Annotated in this window: 12 protein-coding genes, 2 tRNA genes and 2 rRNA genes (1 of these 16 cut by a window edge); 5 read left to right on the top strand and 11 right to left on the bottom strand. The window is 61.3% G+C overall.

All coding sequences use genetic code 11. The features are described 5' to 3' along the window. From CAY53_RS09950 to CAY53_RS09965, 4 genes are all read right to left on the bottom strand, one after another. A 23S ribosomal RNA gene (locus tag CAY53_RS09950) occupies positions 1–428 on the bottom strand; it reaches 2,509 nt to the left of the window's first position. Positions 429–646: 218 nt separating this feature from the next. Beyond that, positions 647–722 (bottom strand) — tRNA-Ala (locus tag CAY53_RS09955). Positions 723–735: 13 nt separating this feature from the next. Continuing rightward, positions 736–812: transfer RNA gene (locus tag CAY53_RS09960), tRNA-Ile, on the bottom strand. A gap of 79 nt (positions 813–891) precedes the next feature. Then, a 16S ribosomal RNA gene (locus tag CAY53_RS09965) occupies positions 892–2,449 on the bottom strand. The 16S and 23S rRNA genes sit together here with 2 tRNA genes alongside, the layout of an rRNA operon. A 509-nt stretch (positions 2,450–2,958) precedes the next feature. Between CAY53_RS09965 and CAY53_RS09970 the strand changes: the two genes are divergently transcribed. The 3 genes from CAY53_RS09970 to CAY53_RS09980 are packed head-to-tail and all read left to right on the top strand — an operon-like array spanning position 2,959 to position 6,508. Continuing rightward, positions 2,959–4,575 (top strand): glycerol-3-phosphate dehydrogenase/oxidase, encoded by a 1,617-nt coding sequence (locus CAY53_RS09970; protein WP_146106488.1) that lies wholly within the window; start codon positions 2,959–2,961, stop codon positions 4,573–4,575. Positions 4,576–4,577: 2 nt separating this feature from the next. After that, the gene (locus tag CAY53_RS09975; protein WP_104936972.1) at positions 4,578–5,318 is read left to right on the top strand and encodes a class I SAM-dependent methyltransferase; all 741 of its coding nucleotides are present in this window, start codon (positions 4,578–4,580) and stop codon (positions 5,316–5,318) included. Positions 5,319–5,326: 8 nt separating this feature from the next. Beyond that, positions 5,327–6,508 (top strand): glycosyltransferase family 4 protein, encoded by a 1,182-nt coding sequence (locus CAY53_RS09980; RefSeq protein WP_104936973.1) that lies wholly within the window; start codon positions 5,327–5,329, stop codon positions 6,506–6,508. A gap of 7 nt (positions 6,509–6,515) precedes the next feature. Here the strand turns inward: CAY53_RS09980 and CAY53_RS09985 are convergent, their stop codons facing one another. The 7 genes from CAY53_RS09985 to CAY53_RS10015 form a co-directional block, all read right to left on the bottom strand. Continuing rightward, the gene (locus tag CAY53_RS09985; RefSeq protein ID WP_104936974.1) at positions 6,516–7,307 is read right to left on the bottom strand and encodes a hypothetical protein; all 792 of its coding nucleotides are present in this window, start codon (positions 7,305–7,307) and stop codon (positions 6,516–6,518) included. Continuing rightward, entirely contained in the window at positions 7,304–7,597 is a 294-nt protein-coding gene (locus CAY53_RS09990; protein ID WP_104937539.1) for a hypothetical protein, read from the bottom strand. The genes CAY53_RS09985 and CAY53_RS09990 overlap by 4 nt, the downstream gene beginning before the upstream one ends. Positions 7,598–7,606: 9 nt before the next feature. Next, positions 7,607–11,125, bottom strand: coding sequence for a translocation/assembly module TamB domain-containing protein (locus CAY53_RS09995; RefSeq protein ID WP_104936975.1), 3,519 nt, complete (start codon positions 11,123–11,125; stop codon positions 7,607–7,609). Further along, positions 11,122–13,041, bottom strand: coding sequence for an autotransporter assembly complex protein TamA (locus CAY53_RS10000; RefSeq protein ID WP_146106489.1), 1,920 nt, complete (start codon positions 13,039–13,041; stop codon positions 11,122–11,124). Before CAY53_RS10000 ends, CAY53_RS09995 begins: the two co-directional genes overlap by 4 nt. A gap of 31 nt (positions 13,042–13,072) precedes the next feature. Beyond that, positions 13,073–13,567: a peptidase associated/transthyretin-like domain-containing protein gene (locus CAY53_RS10005; RefSeq protein WP_146106490.1), complete on the bottom strand. Its 495-nt coding sequence runs from the start codon at positions 13,565–13,567 to the stop codon at positions 13,073–13,075. 75 nt (positions 13,568–13,642) lie between these two features. After that, positions 13,643–14,707, bottom strand: coding sequence for a hypothetical protein (locus CAY53_RS10010; protein ID WP_104936977.1), 1,065 nt, complete (start codon positions 14,705–14,707; stop codon positions 13,643–13,645). A gap of 301 nt (positions 14,708–15,008) precedes the next feature. Then, positions 15,009–16,022, bottom strand: coding sequence for a bifunctional UDP-N-acetylglucosamine diphosphorylase/glucosamine-1-phosphate N-acetyltransferase GlmU (locus CAY53_RS10015; RefSeq protein ID WP_104937540.1), 1,014 nt, complete (start codon positions 16,020–16,022; stop codon positions 15,009–15,011). Positions 16,023–16,143: 121 nt separating this feature from the next. Here CAY53_RS10015 and CAY53_RS10020 point away from each other — a divergent pair, with 121 nt between their 5' ends. Together CAY53_RS10020 and CAY53_RS10025 are read left to right on the top strand one after the other, a co-directional pair. Beyond that, entirely contained in the window at positions 16,144–17,067 is a 924-nt protein-coding gene (locus tag CAY53_RS10020; protein ID WP_104937541.1) for a homocysteine S-methyltransferase family protein, read from the top strand. Continuing rightward, positions 17,064–19,469, top strand: coding sequence for a methionine synthase (locus CAY53_RS10025; RefSeq protein WP_104936978.1), 2,406 nt, complete (start codon positions 17,064–17,066; stop codon positions 19,467–19,469). The genes CAY53_RS10020 and CAY53_RS10025 overlap by 4 nt, the downstream gene beginning before the upstream one ends. Positions 19,470–19,707 lie beyond the last annotated feature (238 nt).

Consider the following 19,707-nt stretch of genomic DNA (forward strand, 5'->3'; position numbering starts at 1 on the left):
TCACGTGCCTCGTGGTACTCGGGGACTCCCTAGGGGGCAAAGGTATTTCGAATACCGGGCTATCACCGTCTCTGGCCGGCCTTTCCATACCGTTCTTCTATACTTTTGCCATCCCATATCGGGGCCCCACAACCCCCATGAGCATGCCCATGGGTTTGGGCTCTTCCGCGTTCGCTCGCCGCTACTTGCGGAATCACATTTGTTTTCTTTTCCTGAGGGTACTGAGATGTTTCACTTCCCCTCGTTCGCCTTCTACAACCTATGTATTCAGTTGTGAATGACAGAGTTTGAACTCCGCCGGGTTCCCCCATTCGGACACCTCCGGATCACAGCCTGTTAGCGGCTCCCCGAAGCTTTTCGCAGCTTGCCACGTCCTTCTTCGCCTCCTGGTGCCAAGGCATCCGCCATCAGCCCTTAGTAGCTTAACCATAAGTCTTTTGTAAACTAAGCTAAACTCTAAACGCTTGTGTAGTACACCAATGCCGCATGCTGCAAAGTCATTCGACTCCACCATGCCGCACCGGTTCTACGATTTAGATACCCTGCTATTCAATTGTCAAAGAACAAAACTTTCTCTTACTGCCGTGAAAGCTTAAAGTTGCATGGCGTTCTCTTCCAATCGCCACGCAGCCTTACTCCTTCAACCTGGTGGAGGTGAACGGGTTCGAACCGATGACCTCCTGCGTGCAAGGCAGGCGCTCTCCCAGCTGAGCTACACCCCCAATCCGCTCCGCCTGGTGGGCCTAGGTGGACTTGAACCACCGACCTCACGCTTATCAGGCGTGCGCTCTAACCAGCTGAGCTATAGGCCCGCGTCCTTGATCTCTCAAAACCAAACAGGAAAAGCAGGGTTGATCCCACGCGGAAACTTGCGCTCCGCTGCTTCCTTAAAAAGGAGGTGATCCAGCCCCAGGTTCCCCTAGGGCTACCTTGTTACGACTTCACCCCAGTTACCAGCCGTACCTTGGCAGCCTGCCCCCTTGCGGTTAGCTCAACTGCTTCTGGTACAACCGACTCCCGTGGTGTGACGGGCGGTGTGTACAAGGCCCGGGAACGTATTCACCGTGGCATGCTGATCCACGATTACTAGCGATTCCAACTTCATGGAGTCGAGTTGCAGACTCCAATCCGGACTGAGACCGGCTTTCCGGGATTGGCTCCATTTCGCAATGTCGCTCCCCTTTGTACCGGCCATTGTAGTACGTGTGTAGCCCTGGTCATAAGGGCCATGAGGACTTGACGTCATCCCCGCCTTCCTCCGGTTTGACACCGGCAGTCCCTTCAGAGTGCCCGGCCGAACCGCTGGCAACTGAAGGCAAGGGTTGCGCTCGTTGCGGGACTTAACCCAACATCTCACGACACGAGCTGACGACAGCCATGCAGCACCTGTCTCCGGATTCCTTCAAAGAAGGCACCACCCACTTTCATGGGCGTCTCCGGGATGTCAAGACCAGGTAAGGTTCTTCGCGTTGCATCGAATTAAACCACATACTCCACCGCTTGTGCGGGCCCCCGTCAATTCCTTTGAGTTTTAATCTTGCGACCGTACTCCCCAGGCGGTGAACTTAATGCGTTAGCTGCGACACAGAGGGGATCAACACCCCCTGCATCTAGTTCACATCGTTTACGGCGTGGACTACCAGGGTATCTAATCCTGTTTGCTCCCCACGCTTTCGCGCCTCAGCGTCAGTATCCAGCCAGAATGTCGCCTTCGCCACCGGTATTCCTCCCGATATCTACGAATTTCACCTCTACACCGGGAATTCCACATTCCCCTCTGGTACTCAAGACTGCCAGTTTCAAATGCACGTCCACAGTTAAGCCGTGGGATTTCACATCTGACTTGACAGCCCGCCTGCGCGCCCTTTACGCCCAGTGATTCCGAACAACGCTCGCACCCTCCGTATTACCGCGGCTGCTGGCACGGAGTTAGCCGGTGCTTCCTTTAGAGGTACCGTCAAACAAAACAGTTATTCGCTGCCTTGCACTTCTTCCCTCTTGACAGAGCTTTACGATCCGAAGACCTTCCTCACTCACGCGGCGTCGCTGCGTCAGGGTTGCCCCCATTGCGCAATATTCCTCACTGCTGCCTCCCGTAGGAGTCTGGCCCGTATTCCAGTGCCAGTGTGGCGGATCATCCTCTCAGACCCGCTAACCATCGTCGCCTAGGTAGGCCATTACCCCACCTACTAGCTAATGGTACGCAGACCCCTCTTCATACAGTAGCTTGAATCAGAGGCCACCTTTCCTTGCCTTACCTGTGAAATGCAAGAATATCCGGTATTAGTACCCCTTTCGGCGTGTTATTCCGGATATGAAGACAGGTTATCTACGCGTTACTCACCCGTGCGCCACTCTACTAGGAACCGAAGTCCCGTTCGCGTTCGACTTGCATGTGTTAAGCACGCCGCCAGCGTTCGTTCTGAGCCAGGATCAAACTCTCCAGTTCAATGCCTAGCAAATCACTTCGACCAGACTCTCGTCCGATCACTCAAAACCAATTTCTTGGCCCGCTCTTCCTGTTCAGTTTTCAAAGATCAAGCGCCAGGATCATCTCCCAGCCAGAGCCCGCCTTTCTACCCTATCACGAAAGACTTGTCAAACCCTTTTCCACTGCCCCAGAAACTTTTTCCCAAGACCCGAGACCCTCGCCTCACACCCGGTCCAAGCCCCGCAGCAGCAGAGCCGCCCTTATACCCCATCCCTCAAACACTTGTCAAAAGATTTCTGGTCAAAAAATTACAGCCCCGCTCCATCCCCACAATCTTATTGCAAAAATCAAACAAGAGCCGACTAGGTGGCCAACTGGCCGGCGGCATTGACCACCCTCCCGCATCCTGCCGCCGCAAATGAAAGCTTTACATTTGAGGCCTGAAGAATAGAATCAGCGCACATTCCGTTTATCTCCATCAAGAAAACGGGCGCTGTTTGTGCCCCGAATTTCAGGTCCATACCACCATGCGTGATCTTTCCCCGTTTCAGGCCGGTCATTTTGATGTTTGTGTCATCGGCGCCGGCGTGTACGGCGCGGCGTGCGCCCATAGCCTTGCGGCAGCCGGTCTGAAGACCGCTGTCATCGACAAGGGCGACTTCTGCTCGGCCACCTCGGCCAACAGCCTCAAAATTCTGCACGGCGGCCTGCGCTACCTGCAACACGGCAACCTGGTGCGGATGCGTGAAACCATCCGTGCCCGCAGGGAGTTCATGCGTTTTGCGCCCCACCTGAGCAAAGCGCTTGCCTGCGCCATTCCCACCTTTGGCAGCGGCCTGCGTTCGCCGCTGGCTGCCCGATGCGCCACGTTGTTGAACAACGCCATCGGCTCCGACCGCAACCTTGGGATAGCCGGGGACCTGGCTCTGCCGCCCGGACGCACCATCTCCCGGGAAAGCTTTCTGCAGCAGTTTCCGGGCACCACTGTCCCGGGGCTCAGCGGGGGACTTGTCTGGTATGACACCCTGGCCGGCAACACCGAGCGCCTGGTTCTGGAATACCTGTGGGCGGCCCGGGACCTGGGCGCCCTGCCCTGCAACTACCTGCGCGCCGAGCGCATTCTCACCCAAAACGGCAGGGTCGAGGGCGTTCTCGTGACCGATGTGCCCAGCGGGCAACCCTTTGCGATCAACGCATCCTGGGTCGTCAATGCCGCAGGCCCCTGGTTTGACGAGCTGCTCGAAGCCTCCGGCATTCCACCGGTGCCAACGCGCTGGACCAAGGCAGTCAACATAGTGGTGCGCAGGGAGCTGAACCCCGACTGCGCCGTGGGCATCGAAAGCAATGAGGAGTACAGCGATCAGGACGCCGTACTCAAGCGCAACAAGCGCTTTTACTTCTTTGTCCCCTGGCGCGGCGGCACCCTCATCGGCACGAGCTACAAGGAGTGGCGGGGCAGCAGGGAAGATCTGCTGCCCACCCGTGCCGATACGGAGGAAATCGTCAGAGAGGTGCAGGCCATTCATCCCAGTTGGGGCCTCGAGCCCAAAGATGTTTCCTTTGCCCATGCCGGACTTCTGCCCATGAGCGGGATCGACGCCTCCGGCGCGGTTCAACTGGCCAAGCACTCGCTCATTGTCGACCACGGCAAGACGGGCGGGCCGCAGGGCCTGCTTTCCCTTCGTTCCATCAAATACACGACTGCGCCTGTTGAGGCGGACAAAGTCACGGCCATCATTCTGCGCGACACCGGCCGCCGCCCCGCCCGCCAACCGGCGCCCGCCCAGGGCCAGGGCCGAGTGCCGGCCGAACTGGCTCCGCTTCTGCACAGCCGATACGGCAGCCGCGCCCCGCGCGTGGCCGGCCATCTCGCCGCGGCCGACAGCGATACCTGGTGGCTGAGTCGGGAGCCGCCGCTGCTCAGGGCCGAACTGCGTTACTTCATTCAGGAAGAAATGGCGCTGCATCTGACGGATGTCCTGTTCCGCCGCACCGGCCTGGGCAGCCTGCGCTGTCCGCCGGCCGGGCTGCTGACCACGCTCGCCGAAGCCATGGCCGCCGAACTCGGCTGGGACGGGGCCCGGCAGCAACTGGAAATCGAGCAGGTTATGCGGCGCTTTGCCATGTTGCCCCAGGAAAACTGAAGATGACTGCGAGCTTCCCAGAGACGGCCGATATCGAAACCTCGTCCGCAGACTATGCCAGCCGCTTTGCCGGTGCTGCCGGGCGATTCTTTCTGGAAACCCAAACCGGGATGGTTCTCTCCTGTCTCGACCCCATCCCGGATAAAAGGGTGCTGGACGTGGGCGGCGGCCATTGCCAACTGGCTGCGCCCCTGACGGCACAAGGCTACCGGGTCACCATGACCGGCAGCGCCGACATCTGCGGAGAGCGGGCGGCCGCCAGGCTCCCGGCCGACTCCTTCACCTATCGGACCTGCGACTCCCTGGCCCTGCCCTTTGCCGACCGCTCCTTTCCGGTCGCCCTGTCCTTCCGCCTGCTGCCCCATGTGGAAAGCCCGGAACACCAGAACCGGCTCGTGGGCGAACTGTGCCGGGTGGCTGAGCGCATGGTGATCCTGGACTATCCCGATATCCGGAGCTTCAACATGCTCTACTCTCTGCTGTTCCGGCTCAAGAAGCGGGTGGAGGGCAACACCCGAAGCTATATCCTTTTCAACCGCCGGCAGATTGCAACAGCCTTCGCCGCCCATGGTTTTGGTCAGATCCGCTTTCTGCCCCAGTTTTTCTGGCCCATGGTACTGCACAGAAAATTGCAAAGCGCGGCGCTCTCCCGGCTCATTGAAAAGCCCTGTCGCCTGAGCGGCCTGACCGGCCTGTTCGGCTCGCCGGTCATTGTCTGCGCAACCAGAAATTCCGACATCTGAACCTGTATATGTCCACACCCGCACAAATCCCGCGTGACGTTCTGGTCCTCGCGCCACAGCCGTTTTTTCAGGAACGCGGCACGCCCATTGCCGTGCGTCTTCTGGTGGAAGAGCTGGCTGATGCCGGTTACACGGTGGATCTCCTCACCTTCCATGAGGGCGAGCCCTTTGCCTATCCGGGCGTCGAGCTGCTGCGCACACCGGCGCTGCCGGGACTGGTCGGGCTGAAGCCCGGCTTTTCCCTGAAAAAGCTCGTCTGCGACCTGCTGATGCTGTGCAGCGCGGTGCCGCTGTTGAAAAAACGGCGTTACTGCGTGGTGCACGCGGTGGAGGAAAGCGTGTTTATCGCCCAACTGCTTGCCTCGCTGTTCCGCGTCCCCTTCCTGTACGACATGGATTCCCTGCTCTCCCAGCAGTTGGGCAACAAATTTCCCGTGCTGCAACGGGGCATGGGCCTGCTCCGCTGGTTTGAAAAGCAGGCAATGCGTCAAAGCAGCGGGGTACTGGCGGTCTGCGCCAGTCTGCAGGAAAGGGCACGGCAGGAAGCGCCGGCGGTACCAGCGGCGGTGCTGGAAGACATCAATCTGGCCGACGTGCCGGCAACCGTGCCCACGGAGATCCGCGACCGTTGCGGCATACAGGGCTGCCTGCTCATGTACGTGGGCAATCTGGAGAGCTACCAGGGAATCGACCTGTTGCTGAGCGCCTTTGCCGGGCTGCCGCAGGACAACAGCGGGCTCGTCATCATTGGCGGCCGGAAGGAAGACATCGCCGCCTACAGCCAAAAGAGCCGGGCCCTCGGCATCGGGGAGCGCGTACATTTTCTAGGGCCCCGGCCGGTCGGCGAGCTGGGCCTCTGTCTGGCCCAGGCAGACATTCTGCTCTCACCCCGCATACAGGGCAGCAATACGCCCATGAAAATCTACTCCTATCTGGCCTCCGGCAAGCCGGTCATCGCCACCAGACTGCCCACGCACACGCAGGTGCTGGACAGCAGCATTGCCCTGCTCTGCGCGCCCGAACCAGAGGCCTTTGCCGCGGCCATGCAGGCGCTGATCCAGGATGCAGGGCGCCGGACGCAGCTTGGGCAGGCGGGCAGGGAACGGGCCGAGGCGCGCTATTCCCGCGCCGCCTACCGAAACAAACTCAGGAACTTTTATCTGAAGACCGTCGGCCCGCCACCGGGCTGAGGCGGTGTCAACCTTTCCGGCGCAGGGCCAACTGAGACTGAAAAAAAGGCAGGATGCGCTGGGGCTGGCCATAGGGTATGGGCAGCAGGCTGCCGCCAAGGACCTGTTCCCGAAAGGACTGGAAGGGGCGGTGTGCATCGAGCTCGGCCTGCGCCTGAAAACCGAAGGAGCCGACCCGCTCCGTCTGGCCGGGCAGGGCCAGCGGATCGGTGCCGGGCAGATTGCGGGCCTGCCCCAGGGCCGCAAACAGGCCCGGCAAGGGCCAAAAACACGGCCGGTTGCCGTTGTCACCCAGAAAAAGCCCCTGGCTGCCAAAACGGGCCACAAGTGTGCCGAGCAATCTGCCCCGCCGGCCCAGCCACTTGCCCACGCCCCAGGGCAGGACGACCACGACCGGCTGCCGCAACAGCTCTGCCAGCACCGTTTCCGCAGGCTGGCGCTCGGGGTACTGCTCCGTCAAACCCAGGGCCAGAATCTCCAGGCCCTCGGCCGACACAATTTGCCGGCCCGCGAACAGGAAAAGCGGCGCTTCTTCGGCCCCGAGACACAGCGTATGGGCTTCGGCCCCTGTCCGCAGCGCCAGACCGCAGAGGTCTTCGCCCGCAAGCGCCAGTTCCCGCAGGCGCGTAAAGCAGTCCTGCCCCGCCATTTCGGCCAGGAAAAGACAAAAATTCAGCCGGCCGGCAAGCTGTCCCCTTGCCGCCTGCGCCCGAAAATGCCTCCGGGCGGCCGCCGCCACAGCGGGCAGCTCCGCCGTGGCAAAAAGATGCACATGGGCATCTGCAAGCATCCAGGTCATAGGCCCTCTTCGCCGGTCCAGCGGCTGAGCACCGCCAGCAGCTTTTTCGCCTGGGCAGCGCTCGAGATATTGAATTTGGATTTGGGCAGGTACTGGCCTTCGCGTTTCTGGTAACGCCGCACGCTGTACTTGTCCGGGCCGTATTCGCCCCTGGCCCGGTCCAGTTCCCGATAGCGAAAAATGACCGTGGCCCAGGCACCGCTCGACAGCACTTCCTTGTCAATCTCCTGAACCAGCACCTGACCATCCTCTTCGTAGGCGATGGTCAAATCCTCCACCTTTTCAGCCATGCACATCTCCTAGTGTTCGAATTCGTATTTGATGTCTCCGGAACTCTGGGTCTCGCCGCTCTCCGTTTCCACCACAAAACCGCTGCCCAATGTGTAACGGGTTTTGAACAGCGAGCCGTCGCCGGAAAGGCTTTTGCCGTAACTCACATAAAAATCCGGGGTAATCCAACTGCCAAAGACCAAAGCCTGACTGTCCTTGTCAGTATCCAGCTTGATGTCGTCAATCATGGAAAAGCGCTTGATGTCCTTCAGATAGGGCACCAGTCCGCCCATGCCGAGCTTTTCCGCCGTGTCGCCGATCAGGCCGATATCCCCGCGGCCCTCGCCGGCAAAGGAGCCGGTGTCGCTGATCAGGTGCGAGACAATGTCGCCCTGCTCCATGAAGGGTCTGGAGTAAAGCTCGATCCGGGGTTTCTGCAAAAAGCCGCTCACCCGCACGCCGGCGGTGACGTTACGCTCCTTGTTTTCGCTCCTGATGTCCAGGCCGGGATTGGTGAGCGGGCCGCCGCTGAACAGCAGACGGCCGCGGTTGATTCGCACCCGTTCGCCGTAAATGGCAAAGGAGCCCTGCTCGATGTTCAACTGCCCGTTGCCCACCGGCTGCCGGCCCGGACGCTGCTGCACCTGCAGCCCCCCGGCGATGCGGGCACGCAGGCCAAAGGTGTTGAGCCGCACATCGTCGCCCAGGATCAGCCCGATATCGGCGTACAGGGGCAGCGCGCCGTGGCTTGCCGGCGCCGGGGTGGGATCGTCCACCACCACCACGTCCTGTGAAGGGGTCACTGCGCTGTCAAAGGTCACGCTTTCCACCAGGGCATGGGGCACCAGCACCCGGCCCTGCACCTCGATGCGCCCCTCCGTGAAATTCGCCTGGATATCCGGGCTGATGGTCACCCGCAGACCGGGCTGGTCGAGGATGCCAAAATTCTCGCCCTGCAGCCTCAGGGGCAGAATGGCCAGGCTGTTCCCGCCCAGATCGACCCCGCCTTCAAGTCGCATCCGCCCTTCCCGGGCCTGAGCCTCCACCTCGGCGCTCAGCCGGCCCTCGCTGCCGCGGATGAGCGCCTTGAGCGGCGCCAGATGCAGACCCAGAGCCGGCACCAGCACCTCGCCGCGCTCCAGCTCCAAATGCCCCTGAAATTGCGGCATATCCACGGTGCCGGCCAACTGCAGCTCGCCGTTCAGGGCCCCGCTCCACCGGCTCTGCTGCGCGGTCAGGGCGTCCAGAAAGTCGAGTTTTTTGATATTCAGCAGCACCTGACCCTCCAGAGGGGCCTGCCGGATGGCCACTGCATCAAGCGGCAGTTTGGGCGAGGCCAGCCTGAGCGTCATTGTGCTGCCCTCGTCCAGTTCATGCCGCCAGTCCAGTTGCAGCCCGCCGTCCGCATATGCAGCCTCGAGCAGATGCGCCTTCCAGACCAGATCCCCGGCCGCAGCCTTTCCCTGGAGAAAATGCAGCCGCTGGTCTGTCGCAGAGGCCTTCAGCCGGGCATGCTGCAGCGCGCTGCCCTGCCCGTCCGCGCTGGTCTCGGCGTCAAGACGGCCGGTGAGTTCCATATCCGGCGGCAGGAGAGGCTGAAACCGGGCCAACGGCAGCCCGGCGAGCCGCGCCCTGCCCTGCCAGCGCCCATCCCCGGCCTGCCAGCCGCCTTCCAGGCAGAACGAGGCCCCGTCCACCGGGCCCCTGCCGTGCAGACAGAACAAGGCCAGGTTGGCCGCCTCGGCCGAAACCTGCAGACCGGCCGCCTCGTCCTGCCGCCACAGGCCCAGTTGGGGCGACTGCAGAAAGGCCTGCCGCAATGTACCACGCCAGACGCTGTCCTGCACTCTGCCTGTCAACTCCAGCCCGGCCCGGCCATCCTTGGTGGCCAGACCATCGGCCTGGACGCTCAGGCTGTGGCCGGCGAGCCCGCCCTGCAAACGGATATCGGTGTGGTCGATATGCAGGTCGCCGGCCATGAACCCTCCTGCCCGTACCTGGGCCTGCACCGTGCCCGCAGCGCTCAGCTCGCCCCTGGCCGTGGCTTCCAGCCTCTCCAGCCGCCTGCCGCCAAAGTCCAGAGCGCCGCCCGCCAGTTCCAGCTCCAGGAGCGGACTGTCGGCAGGCCCGTGCAGCTTCAGCAGGGCCTCGAGACTGCCCGCCAGTTCGGGCAGGACAGCCCGCAGATCGGGGGCATGCAGCCGGGCCTCCAGGGCGCAGGTGCCGGCGCAGGAGCCGTGGGCCACCAGCTCGCTGCCGCCAAGCGCAGCCCTCAGATTCTGCAGGGCAAGGCGGCCCTCCCGATACGCGGCCTGCCCTTCCGCCTTCAGCGGATAGCCATGCAGCCGACCATGCAGATTGTCCAGCCGGAGCTCGGCCGTCACCTTGCCGTCCCTGTAGACGCCTTTGGCCGCCAGGCCGCCGCTCAGCCCGCCATCCAGCTGTTCCAGCACAATATCCGGATTCAGATCCGCAGCCGTAAAGGCCGCGTTCCAGGCCAGATGCGGGCTCCAATCCAGGGTGCCGCTCAACTGCAGGCGGCCTTTGGCGTCGGCAAGCTCGAGCCTCCGGACACTGAGCCCGTCCAGGCCGATCTCCAGGGTGCTGTGCAGGGCCAGGGGCCGCCGGAACATGGCCGAGACCACCTGGCCGCCCACCTTGAGTTCATAGCGCTCGAGACTGCCCTGGCCATGAATCTCTACCGCGCTGAAACGCTGTTCCGGCCAGTCCTCGCCGATTTTGTCCAGTGCCAGACCGGGGCTGCTTGCCAAGGCCTCCCAGTGCAGGTCGTGCAGCAGCTCCCGCAGCTCGCCCTTCAGGCTGAGCCGCTGCGGCTGCCGCAGCTCGGTTTGCACCGCCAGTCTGGCCAGATCGCCCCTGAATTCTCCCCGGCCCCGAATGGGGGCAAAGCCAGTGAAGGTGAAGGCGTAGTCGCAGTCCAGCCCAAGCGGCCAGTTGCCGCTCATCTCGACCTGGCCCCTGGCCTGCAGGTCCAGCCATGCATCCTTTGCGGAGAAGGCCGCAAAGCTCAGGCGCCTTTCCCGGCCCTGCAGGTCCTGCAAGCCGGCCGTCTTCAGAGCAAAAACTTCGTTTTGGCCTGAATAGATGTGCAGGTCCTCCACCAGCACCCGGTCGGCCAGCAGGGCAAAGGGCAGTCTGAACTCCGGCAACTGCACCGGGTCAGCCCCCTCTTCCCCGGCTCCGGCCGGATCCTCCGCCAGATGCAGCGTCAGGCCCCGCACCTCAAGGGAGCGGATCGGCAATTCCCAGCGCAACAGCGCACCCGGCTGCCAGGACAGCCGCAGCTCGCCCAGCTCGAGCTCTGTGCCCTCGGCCATAATGCGCAGCCTTTTCAGGGTAAAGTCCGAAGCGAGCCGGCCCTGTCCGCTTTCAAGCGCAAGCGTTCCGCCGCCCAGCTTCTGCGCCAGCCAGACCAAAGTCGCCAGCCCGGGCCCGGTCGCCGCGAAAAAGAGCAGCACAAGCGTCAGCCCCAGCAGCAGGCCGGCCGGGATGCCGGCAAAGAGCAGCATTTTCCGCTTTCTGGTCACAGATCGGTTCCCAGGGTAAAGTGCAGGCGCAGGCTGTGCGGCTCGATCGAATCCGTTGGCACGGCCAGATCCAGCCTGAGCTGGCCAAACGGCGCGTTCCAGTGCAGGCCGACACCCACGCCCGAATCCATGGCGTACTCGTCGAAGCTGTCCACGACCGCGGCCGAATCGTAAAAGGCGGCCAGAGCCAGGCCGCCGCTCAGACTCCGTTCCAGCTCCACACTGTAAAAGAACAGGTGCTTGCCGCCGATCAGCCCGCCCGCCGCATCCCGGGGCGAAATCTTCTTGTAGCCGTAGCCGCGCACGCTCTGATCACCGCCCGCAAAGAAGCGCAGCGACGGCGGCAGATCGTCCAGATCGTCCATCATGCTGACACCGACCTGGCCTTTGCCGATGAGTCGCCACTTGGGCAGAAAGGTCGTGATCGCCTTGCCGCCGGCCTTGAGCTGCAGAAAGGTGGTGGAAGACATGACGTTGCTGTCGCTGCCCTCCGCCGAGGCCCAGAGTTTGAGGCCGTTTGTGGTGTTGACGCGGTCATCGGCCAGAATCCAGGTGGCGCTCAGGCCGGGAATGAGCAGGCCGGCCCGGCCGCTGTGCAGCCCGGTATCGTAGTCTTCGTTCAGGTATTGCAGATACGCGGCGAGCTGCCACGGGCCCTCATTGTGTTCCCGGCTGATCTTGGACAGCCAGGTCGTGGTGTCGATGTTGGCAAAGGACTCGGTCTGGTAATTGGTGCCCAGACCGAGCTTGTCCTTCCTGGGCTCGCCCACCGGGATGCTGTACTGGGCTGCATAACTGCTGAGCTGTTCCGAAGGCCGGAGGCGGACGTCCAGTTGATGGCCCCGGCGGTTGCAATAGCGGTTGCTGTACTCCAGCGTGGCCCGGATGCCGGTGTCGGTGCCATAGCCGAGGCCGAGACCATAACGGTGGCGGGGCGCGGCCGTGGTCGCCACCGTAACCGGCACCTTGCCGTTCTCCGCCCGGTCCAGATCGTAGAGGATGTCCACGGTGTCGAAGTAGCCGGTATCATAGAGGCTTTGCCGGAGACCCGTCAGGGCGTGGGGCGAAAAGGGATCGCCCGCCTGCACCGAAGCGATCCGGGCCAGCAGGTCTTTGTCCAGAATATCGGAGACAAAGTCCAGATCGGAGACCGTATAGCGAATGCCGGTATCCAGGCGCAGAGCGATGTCGGCCCGGTTTGCCGAGCGCCTGACCTCGACCCGGCTGCTGGCATAATGGGCGTGCGGATAGCCGAGTTCGGTGGCGAGTTCCAGCAGGGCGTTCTTGTGCTGCTCGTAGACACTGTGGTTGAAGATCTGGCCCTTTGCCCGGGCGAATCGCTCCCTGGCCTCGAGCAGCGCCGCCTCCTGCGCACCCTCGCCGGCATATTCCAAATCAATGGAGCCGATGCGCGTGGCCGGGCCGGGCACGACCTGCAGGACCACATCCCAGCCGCCCTGCCGCCGTTTGTCTGAAACCCGGATATCGGCATTGTAATAGCCAAAGGGTTCGAGCGCCTGGGCCGCCTCCCTGTCGGCCCTGTCCAGATAGTAGGCGAACATGCCCTCGCTGGGCTCGGTCTCCGGGGCCAGTCTGCTGAGCGAGAGAAAATTTCTGACATTGCTGCGTTCGGCATCGCTCAGCCTGCCCTCTATCCTGACCATGACCGCCGGCCGGGCTGCCTGTTTGGGCGCTGCCTTTTTGTGGCCGCCAGCCCGGTCTTTCCCGGCCGCTTCCCGCTCTGCCCGTGCCTCTGCCGCAGCGCCCGAACCAGGGGCAGCCCTGTCGCCGGCCTCAGCGGCCTTTGCCGTCTGAGCAGGGGCCCCGGCCCTGCCGCCGCCGACCGTGCAGGCTGCAAAACAGAACGGCAGCAGCAGGAAAAAGCACATGCCGATATGGCGGGACAGCAGGATCACGCCCGGGCCGCGGCAACAAAAAGCGCGCAATTCAGTTCAATTTGACCAAGTTTGATCGTAAGGCCTCAGGGACGTCATCCAGTTTGATGATATGAACGCCTTCTTTTATCATATGAGATGACTGAGGCTCCAAATCCATATTCAAATCTGATAGAGTCCACATGGCGCCTGTAATGGGATCGACAATGAGCCAACCGATCAGACCTCCAAAAAGGAAATTGCCTCCGATGTACCAACCACTGATTTTCCGCTGAATCTGAGCTTCCTTGGGGGCATACCCTTCCTTCTTAAAAATAACCTTGTAATCTTCTCCTTTAAAATACCCGGCACCTGATTTTAAGGTAACGGTTGCTGGGGTTGTCCCCTTGTGTATTACCTCCCCTTTTTTATTTATAATGGATATTTCTGCTCCATCTGGATTACTATTAATTGCAATAGGGTTCTTAGACCCATTTATAATGGTGGCACAACCCGAAACAAAGAAAAAACAAACCATAGCAATACAAAAAGATCTTGTAATTTTCATACGAGTTGCCTCATTAGTTACTCAATTAATCATTTTATCCTATTAACATTCTTTAATTATAAACAGTATATTAGTTCATCTCGAACCTCCTTTTTTGTTTTCTGCGTTTGCTTCTTCAAACGGTCTGAAAACCGCACAGATTTCCTGTGACATATAAAAAAGATCCTCAGGAAACTCATCATCCCTTTTTACACGGTATATCGTTCCTCCTGCTCCACTTTTGAATACCAAAAATGCCTGTTGATTGTGCAAAAATAATTTTACTGCCGTACCTCGAAAAAGTGGTACTATTTTGTCAAGCCAATCTCTTTCTTCCGGACGGTACACAACTACATGATCACCTCGAGAAAGACGCGTCGAAAAGATACCGCTTTGTTTTTCACGTACTTCCTTCGCGCACTGAAGAATGTTTTCCATCTTTTCCCGTGGCAGAAATTGGAAATGGCCGAAAAGATAGTAGCATCTTGCAAACTCCAGGTATCTTTCTGTATTGTCAGCGGTCAAAGAATAAGCGAGGACTGTCTCCACCGGGTCATTCTGGGAAAAACGAACCTGCGCTCTGCGCAGACGAGGAACAAAGGCAAAACATTTCCCTTTCTCGGACTCTGCGACGCCAAATCCAAAGGCTTCATAGCAGCCGCTTTGCCAGTCCTGCTTATAGCGAACAATCCATTCTTCAAAAGGCAGCTTTGAACGGACTAGGTTGTCAGAAAGTATCTCTCGCTCAATGTTGTAGACCAGCTCCCAGTTGTCTTTGATCTTCAGCTCTTCCCATTCCGGCTCGCTGAACTGGGTCATACTCGGGTGAAATTTCAGCTCGCAACTGAACGAGGCATCGCTCTGCTGCAGTAAATCCAGGTTCTTCACCATGTCCCGGCATACGTTCCAGCCCCTATCGTGTATCAGTTTGTGTGCCACGCGCCGGGTGATTTTGGCCTGCTTCTCCCCGGCCTGCACCATGACCGGCAGAGCCAGAGCGCAACACAGCGCCAGCAGCAGCAAGGGGAAGACCAGACTCAGGACTCCCCGCGCAGGCGGCCTGAGCACCGGCAGATGCAGGGCAGGCGCTGTGCCCCGGCCATTCCGGAAAAAGGACGGAGAAAAAGGAAGGTACAAACCGGTAGAAACACAGAGCGACATGGCATCCCTCACAAAGCATGTCAGCAGCCCGTTGAAAAACTATATTTCAGGCTCCATGTTACAGGAATCTCACATTTCAGGGAACGCAGAATCAGTGCGTCACCCCTCTGCCTTACGAAGTTTTTGACTCGCAATGCGTATTGCTGCGAATGTTTCAACGGGTTGATAAACTCTGGAGCCAGACCCTCTTGTAAATCGTGGCGCCCCTTGCCGGAACCAGCCCGAAGGCGGGCAACAGTGAGACCCCAAGCCTCCTGGCATGCCGATATGTATTCAGAGCAGGAAGCCCAAAATCCTGCCCTCACGGCCTCCGCGTCAGTGGCGGCACCTCGAGCCCGCGCTCCAGGCGGCAGCCCTCGAGCACGCTGTGAGCGCCCACGCGCACCCTTTCTCCCAGCACGCAGCGCCTGAGCACCACGCCCTGCTCCACCACGCAGCCCTGGCCCAGGCTGCTGCCCCTCTCTATGCTGACCTGTCCGTGCAGAATACAGTCCCGACCCAGCTCACAACCCGGCTCCACCCGGGTCGTTGCCGGATGCAGCATGGTCACGCCCGCACGCATCAGCTCCATATTCCGCCGCTCCTGCAGGATCGCCTCGGCCTGGGCCAGCTCGACCCGGGAATTCACGCCCAGAACATCCTGCGGCTGGTCGTGGAAAAAGGGCTGCACCTGCTGCCCGCTGCGCCGAGCAATAGCCACGATGTCGGTCAGATACATCTCCGCCTGACTGTTGTTCGTGTCCACCCGGGCCAGGGCGGAAAAAAGAAAAGCGGCCTCCGCCAGATACACGCCCGCATTGATTTCCGTAATGAGGCGCTCCACCTTGGTGGCGTCCTTTTCCTCCACAATGGCCGCAACCCCATCGTCCTCGGCGCGCAGGATACGGCCATAGCCATAGGGCCTTGCCACTTTCGTGGTCATGAGCGTCAGCGCGGGCCGATGCTGCCGGTGTTGGGCCAGCATGGCGGAGAGCGTCTCCGGCCGCAGCAGCGGGGTATCGCCGCAAAGAATCAGAATCTCCGTCAGCCCCGCGCAGGCGGCCTGCGCGCAGAGCACCGCATGGCCCGTGCCCTTCTGCTCGGCCTGCACCGCGGTGCCGACCGGCAGCCCGGCCAGCGCGGCCTGCACCGCCTCCTTCTGATGGCCAATCACGCAGACCACGCGCGTCACGCCGGCCTGCAGCACGGTCCCCGCCACATGGGCTATCATGGGCCGGTAAAAAACCTCGTGCAGCACCTTGGCCCGCTCCGATTTCATGCGCGTCCCCAGGCCCGCCGCCAGGATGATCGCCCCCCTGTCCGCTCTCTCTGTCATGATCGCCCCCCGGAAAAAATACCCCATGGCCACCTTACGGAAAGAAGAAAGAGTTGACAAGAACTTCATGAATGGGCATTGCTGGCCTCTCCCCCCAGAAAAAAAGCTGCACTACACGGCAATGCGACCCGAAGACCATAACATCCTGATCATAGACGGCGCCTGCGGCACCAACCTGCAACAGATGGCGATTCCGGCCTCTGCCTGGGACGGCCGCGAAGGCTGCAACGAAATTCTGAATCTGAACGCACCCGAGGTCATCATCAGCCTGCACCGGGGCTTTGTCGAGGCCGGGGCCATGGTGCTGGAAACCGATACCTTTGGCGCCAACCGCGTGGTTCTGGCCGAATACGGGCTGGCCGACAAGGTGGGCGAAATCAACCGGGCCGCGGTCAGAAACGCCCGCACTGCCGCAGGCGGCAAGGCGGATGTCTATGTGGCGGCCTCCATCGGGCCGGGGACCAAGCTGCCCAGTCTGGGCCACATCGAAGTGGCGGAGCTGGCAGCGGCCTACACCGAACAGATGACAGCACTCATCGAAGCCCAGGTCGACCTTTTCATCATCGAAACCTGCCAGGACATGCTCCAGACCAAAACCGCGCTCGTCACCTGTCTGGCCACGCAGGAGCGCATGGCCGCGCACATCCCGGTCATGGTGTCCATTACCATGGAAAAAAGCGGCACCATGCTGGTGGGCACGGACATAGCCGCCGCCTGCGCCACCTTCGCCCCCTTTCCGGTCCTCTCCCTTGGCCTCAACTGCGCCACCGGCCCGGCAGACATGGAATCCCATATCCGCTACCTAAGCCGGCACTGGCCGGGCCGCATCTCCTGCGTGCCCAACCAGGGCCTGCCGGAAGTGGTCAACGGCAGGACCTGCTATCCGCTCAGGCCGGACGAATACGCGCAGGCCATGCGGCGCTTTGTCACGGAGTATGGGGTCAGCATCGTGGGCGGCTGCTGCGGCACCACGCCGGCACACACCCGGGCGCTCGTGGCCGCTCTGCAGGGAGTCGCCCCGAAAAAACGGGAGGCAGCGGCATGAAGGCGCAGGTCGCAAGTCTCTATCAGGCGGTGGATCTGCAGCAGGAAATTCCGCCGCTCATCATTGGCGAGCGGGCCAACTCCAACGGCTCAAAAAAATTCCGCGAACTTTTGCTGGCCGACGATTTCCAGGCCTGCCTGCGCATCGCAGCCGACCAGGAAAGCAGGGGCGCGCAGGTGATCGACCTCTGCACCGCCTATGCCGGCCGGGACGAAAGCGCCGACATGACGACCATGGTGCGGCTCTGCGCCCGCGCGCTCAAGGCGCCGCTCATGCTGGATTCCACCACGCCGGCCTGCATCGAGGCCTGTCTCCAGCTCTATCCGGGCCGGCCCATCATCAACTCGGTCAATCTGGAAGACGGCGGGCACACGCTCCGGCAGGTATGCCGCCTGGCAAAACGCTACGGCGCGGCTGTGGTGGCGCTCACCATTGACGAGTCCGGCATGGCCATGCAGACAGCGGACAAGCTCCGCGTGGCCCGCCGGATTTACGGGATGGCGGTCAGCGACTGCGGGCTTTCGCCACAGGATCTGCTCTTCGACTGTCTGACCTTCACGGTTGGTTCCGGCGATCCCAAGCTGAACGACGCCGCCATCCAGACCCTGGAAGCCATCCGGCGGGTGAAGAGCGAGCTGCCCGGCTGTCTCGCCGTGCTGGGCCTCAGCAATATCTCCTTTGGTCTGAAGCCTGCGGCGCGCCAGGTGCTGAACTCGGTCTTTCTGCACGAGGCCGTGGCGGCAGGACTGGACGCTGCCATTGTGGATGCCGCCAAGATCGTGCCCCTGGCCAGTATTGCCGCAGATGAACGGGAGCTGTCGCTGGACCTGCTCTACAACCGGCAGCGGGGCGAAGAGAGCCCGCTCATGCTCTTTATCAAGCACTTTGCCGGCAGGGAGCAGCAGGCGGAAGCAGCGCCGGAGGAACAGGACTCGGGCCCGGAGGAGCAGCTCTTCCGGAAGGTGATGCAGGGCGACAAGGAGGGGCTGGACGACCTGCTGGCCATTCTGCGGGGCCGGATGCCACCGCTTGCCATCATCAATCAGTTGCTGGTGCCCGCCATGCGCCGCGTGGGCGAACTTTTCGGCAAGGGTGAAATTCTTCTGCCCTTTGTGCTCCAGTCCGCCGAGGTGATGAAAAACGCGGTCACGCTGCTGGAGCCCTTCATGGACAAAAACGCGGCCAGCGGCGGGCCGGTGATTCTGCTGGCCACGGTGCAGGGCGATGTCCACGACATCGGCAAGAATCTGGCGGACATTATCCTGAGCAACAACGGCTACACCGTACACAATATCGGCATCAAAATTCCGGCCGAAACCATTATCCAGAAGGCCAGGGAGACAAAGGCCGACATCATCGGTCTGAGCGGGCTGCTGGTCAAATCTGCCATTGTCATGCAGGAGTCGCTCGCGCAATTCGGCGCTGCCGGCCTGCGTGTTCCGGTGCTGCTGGGCGGCGCCGCCCTGACCACCAGATTTGTGGCGGAAAACTGCGTGCCGGCCTACCCGGCGCCGGTGGTTTACTGCGGCGACGCCTTTGCCGGACTGAAGGCGGTGCAGGACTTCGAGGCGGGCAAGCTGGTGGCCACCAGTTGGAGCGGCGTGCGCTCGCCAAAGGATGAACGCGGCGAAGCCGAGGAGCTGGAGCACGGCAATCCGGTGCCCAAAGCGCCGTTCTGGGGCGCCCGCTATGTAAACGACATTGACCCGGAGGCCCTGTTTGCCCGCCTCAACAGGGCAGCACTCTTCCGGGGCCGCTGGGGCTACCGGCGGGCCAAAATGACTGAGGCGGAATACAGGGATCTGCTGGATCACACCGTGGAGCCGCTCTACGAACGGCTGCGGCAGGAGACCCTGGACTCGGGCTGGATCAGGGCCAGAATCGCCTACGGCTATTTCCACTGCCATGCCGAGGGCGAAACGCTGACGGTCGAGGACCGGGAACAGCGCTACCTACTGGATTTTCCCCGGCAAAAGGGCGCGCCCCATCGCTGCATTGCAGACTATTTCAAGGGCTCCAGCGCAGGAGGCGATGTGGCCGCCTTCTTCGTGGCGACCATAGGGCCGCGCTTTGCCACGGAGATCACCCGGCTCTACCGAGACAACGCCTACCATGACTATCTCATGCTGCACGGTCTCAGCGTGGAGCTGACCGACGCGCTCGCCGAGTACTGGCACGACGTGGTCAAGACAGAGCTGGGCCTGCCTGCCGGGCATCAGGGCGGCCGTTTTGGCTTTGGCTATACATCCTGCCCGAATCTGGAGCTGCAGCAGCCGGTCTTTGCCCTGCTGAAACCGGAAAACATAGGGGTCAGCCTGAGCGAAAACATGCAGATGATCCCGGAGCAGAGCACCTCGGCCATTGTGGTGCACCATCCCCAGGCCCGGTATTTTGCCGTGTAAAAAACGCCCCGAAAGCCTGGGGCGACAGGCGTTCTGAAAAAAATCCGCCCGGCTGTACCTGCTTTGCCGCCTGCGTGTCCAGGATGCCGGGGCGCCTGGGCCGTGCAGGCTGTTGCCCCCTTTGTGCTTGTGCGAGAGCAAATCACTGGAGAAAATCCGTAACCTTGCAGGAGCATTGATGTGCTCTGAACGCAGTGCCACAGGATCCTGCCAAATAAATCATATTTTTGAAGATTGA

Origin of the sequence: Desulfobulbus oralis, assembly GCF_002952055.1 — a bacterium.
Lineage (GTDB): Bacteria > Desulfobacterota > Desulfobulbia > Desulfobulbales > Desulfobulbaceae > Desulfobulbus > Desulfobulbus oralis.

What these genes read in the sequence shown, in the direction of transcription:
- CAY53_RS10005 (WP_146106490.1), bottom strand. Translation starts at nt 13,567, where the DNA reads ATGAAAATTACAAGATCTTTTTGTATTGCTATGGTTTGTTTTTTCTTT.
- CAY53_RS09990 (WP_104937539.1), bottom strand. Translation starts at nt 7,597, where the DNA reads ATGGCTGAAAAGGTGGAGGATTTGACCATCGCCTACGAAGAGGATGGT.
- CAY53_RS10010 (WP_104936977.1), bottom strand. Translation starts at nt 14,707, where the DNA reads ATGTCGCTCTGTGTTTCTACCGGTTTGTACCTTCCTTTTTCTCCGTCC.
- CAY53_RS09975 (WP_104936972.1), top strand. Translation starts at nt 4,578, where the DNA reads ATGACTGCGAGCTTCCCAGAGACGGCCGATATCGAAACCTCGTCCGCA.
- CAY53_RS09970 (WP_146106488.1), top strand. Translation starts at nt 2,959, where the DNA reads ATGCGTGATCTTTCCCCGTTTCAGGCCGGTCATTTTGATGTTTGTGTC.
- CAY53_RS09985 (WP_104936974.1), bottom strand. Translation starts at nt 7,307, where the DNA reads ATGACCTGGATGCTTGCAGATGCCCATGTGCATCTTTTTGCCACGGCG.
- CAY53_RS10025 (WP_104936978.1), top strand. Translation starts at nt 17,064, where the DNA reads ATGAAGGCGCAGGTCGCAAGTCTCTATCAGGCGGTGGATCTGCAGCAG.
- CAY53_RS10015 (WP_104937540.1), bottom strand. Translation starts at nt 16,022, where the DNA reads ATGACAGAGAGAGCGGACAGGGGGGCGATCATCCTGGCGGCGGGCCTG.
- CAY53_RS09980 (WP_104936973.1), top strand. Translation starts at nt 5,327, where the DNA reads ATGTCCACACCCGCACAAATCCCGCGTGACGTTCTGGTCCTCGCGCCA.
- CAY53_RS10020 (WP_104937541.1), top strand. Translation starts at nt 16,144, where the DNA reads ATGCGACCCGAAGACCATAACATCCTGATCATAGACGGCGCCTGCGGC.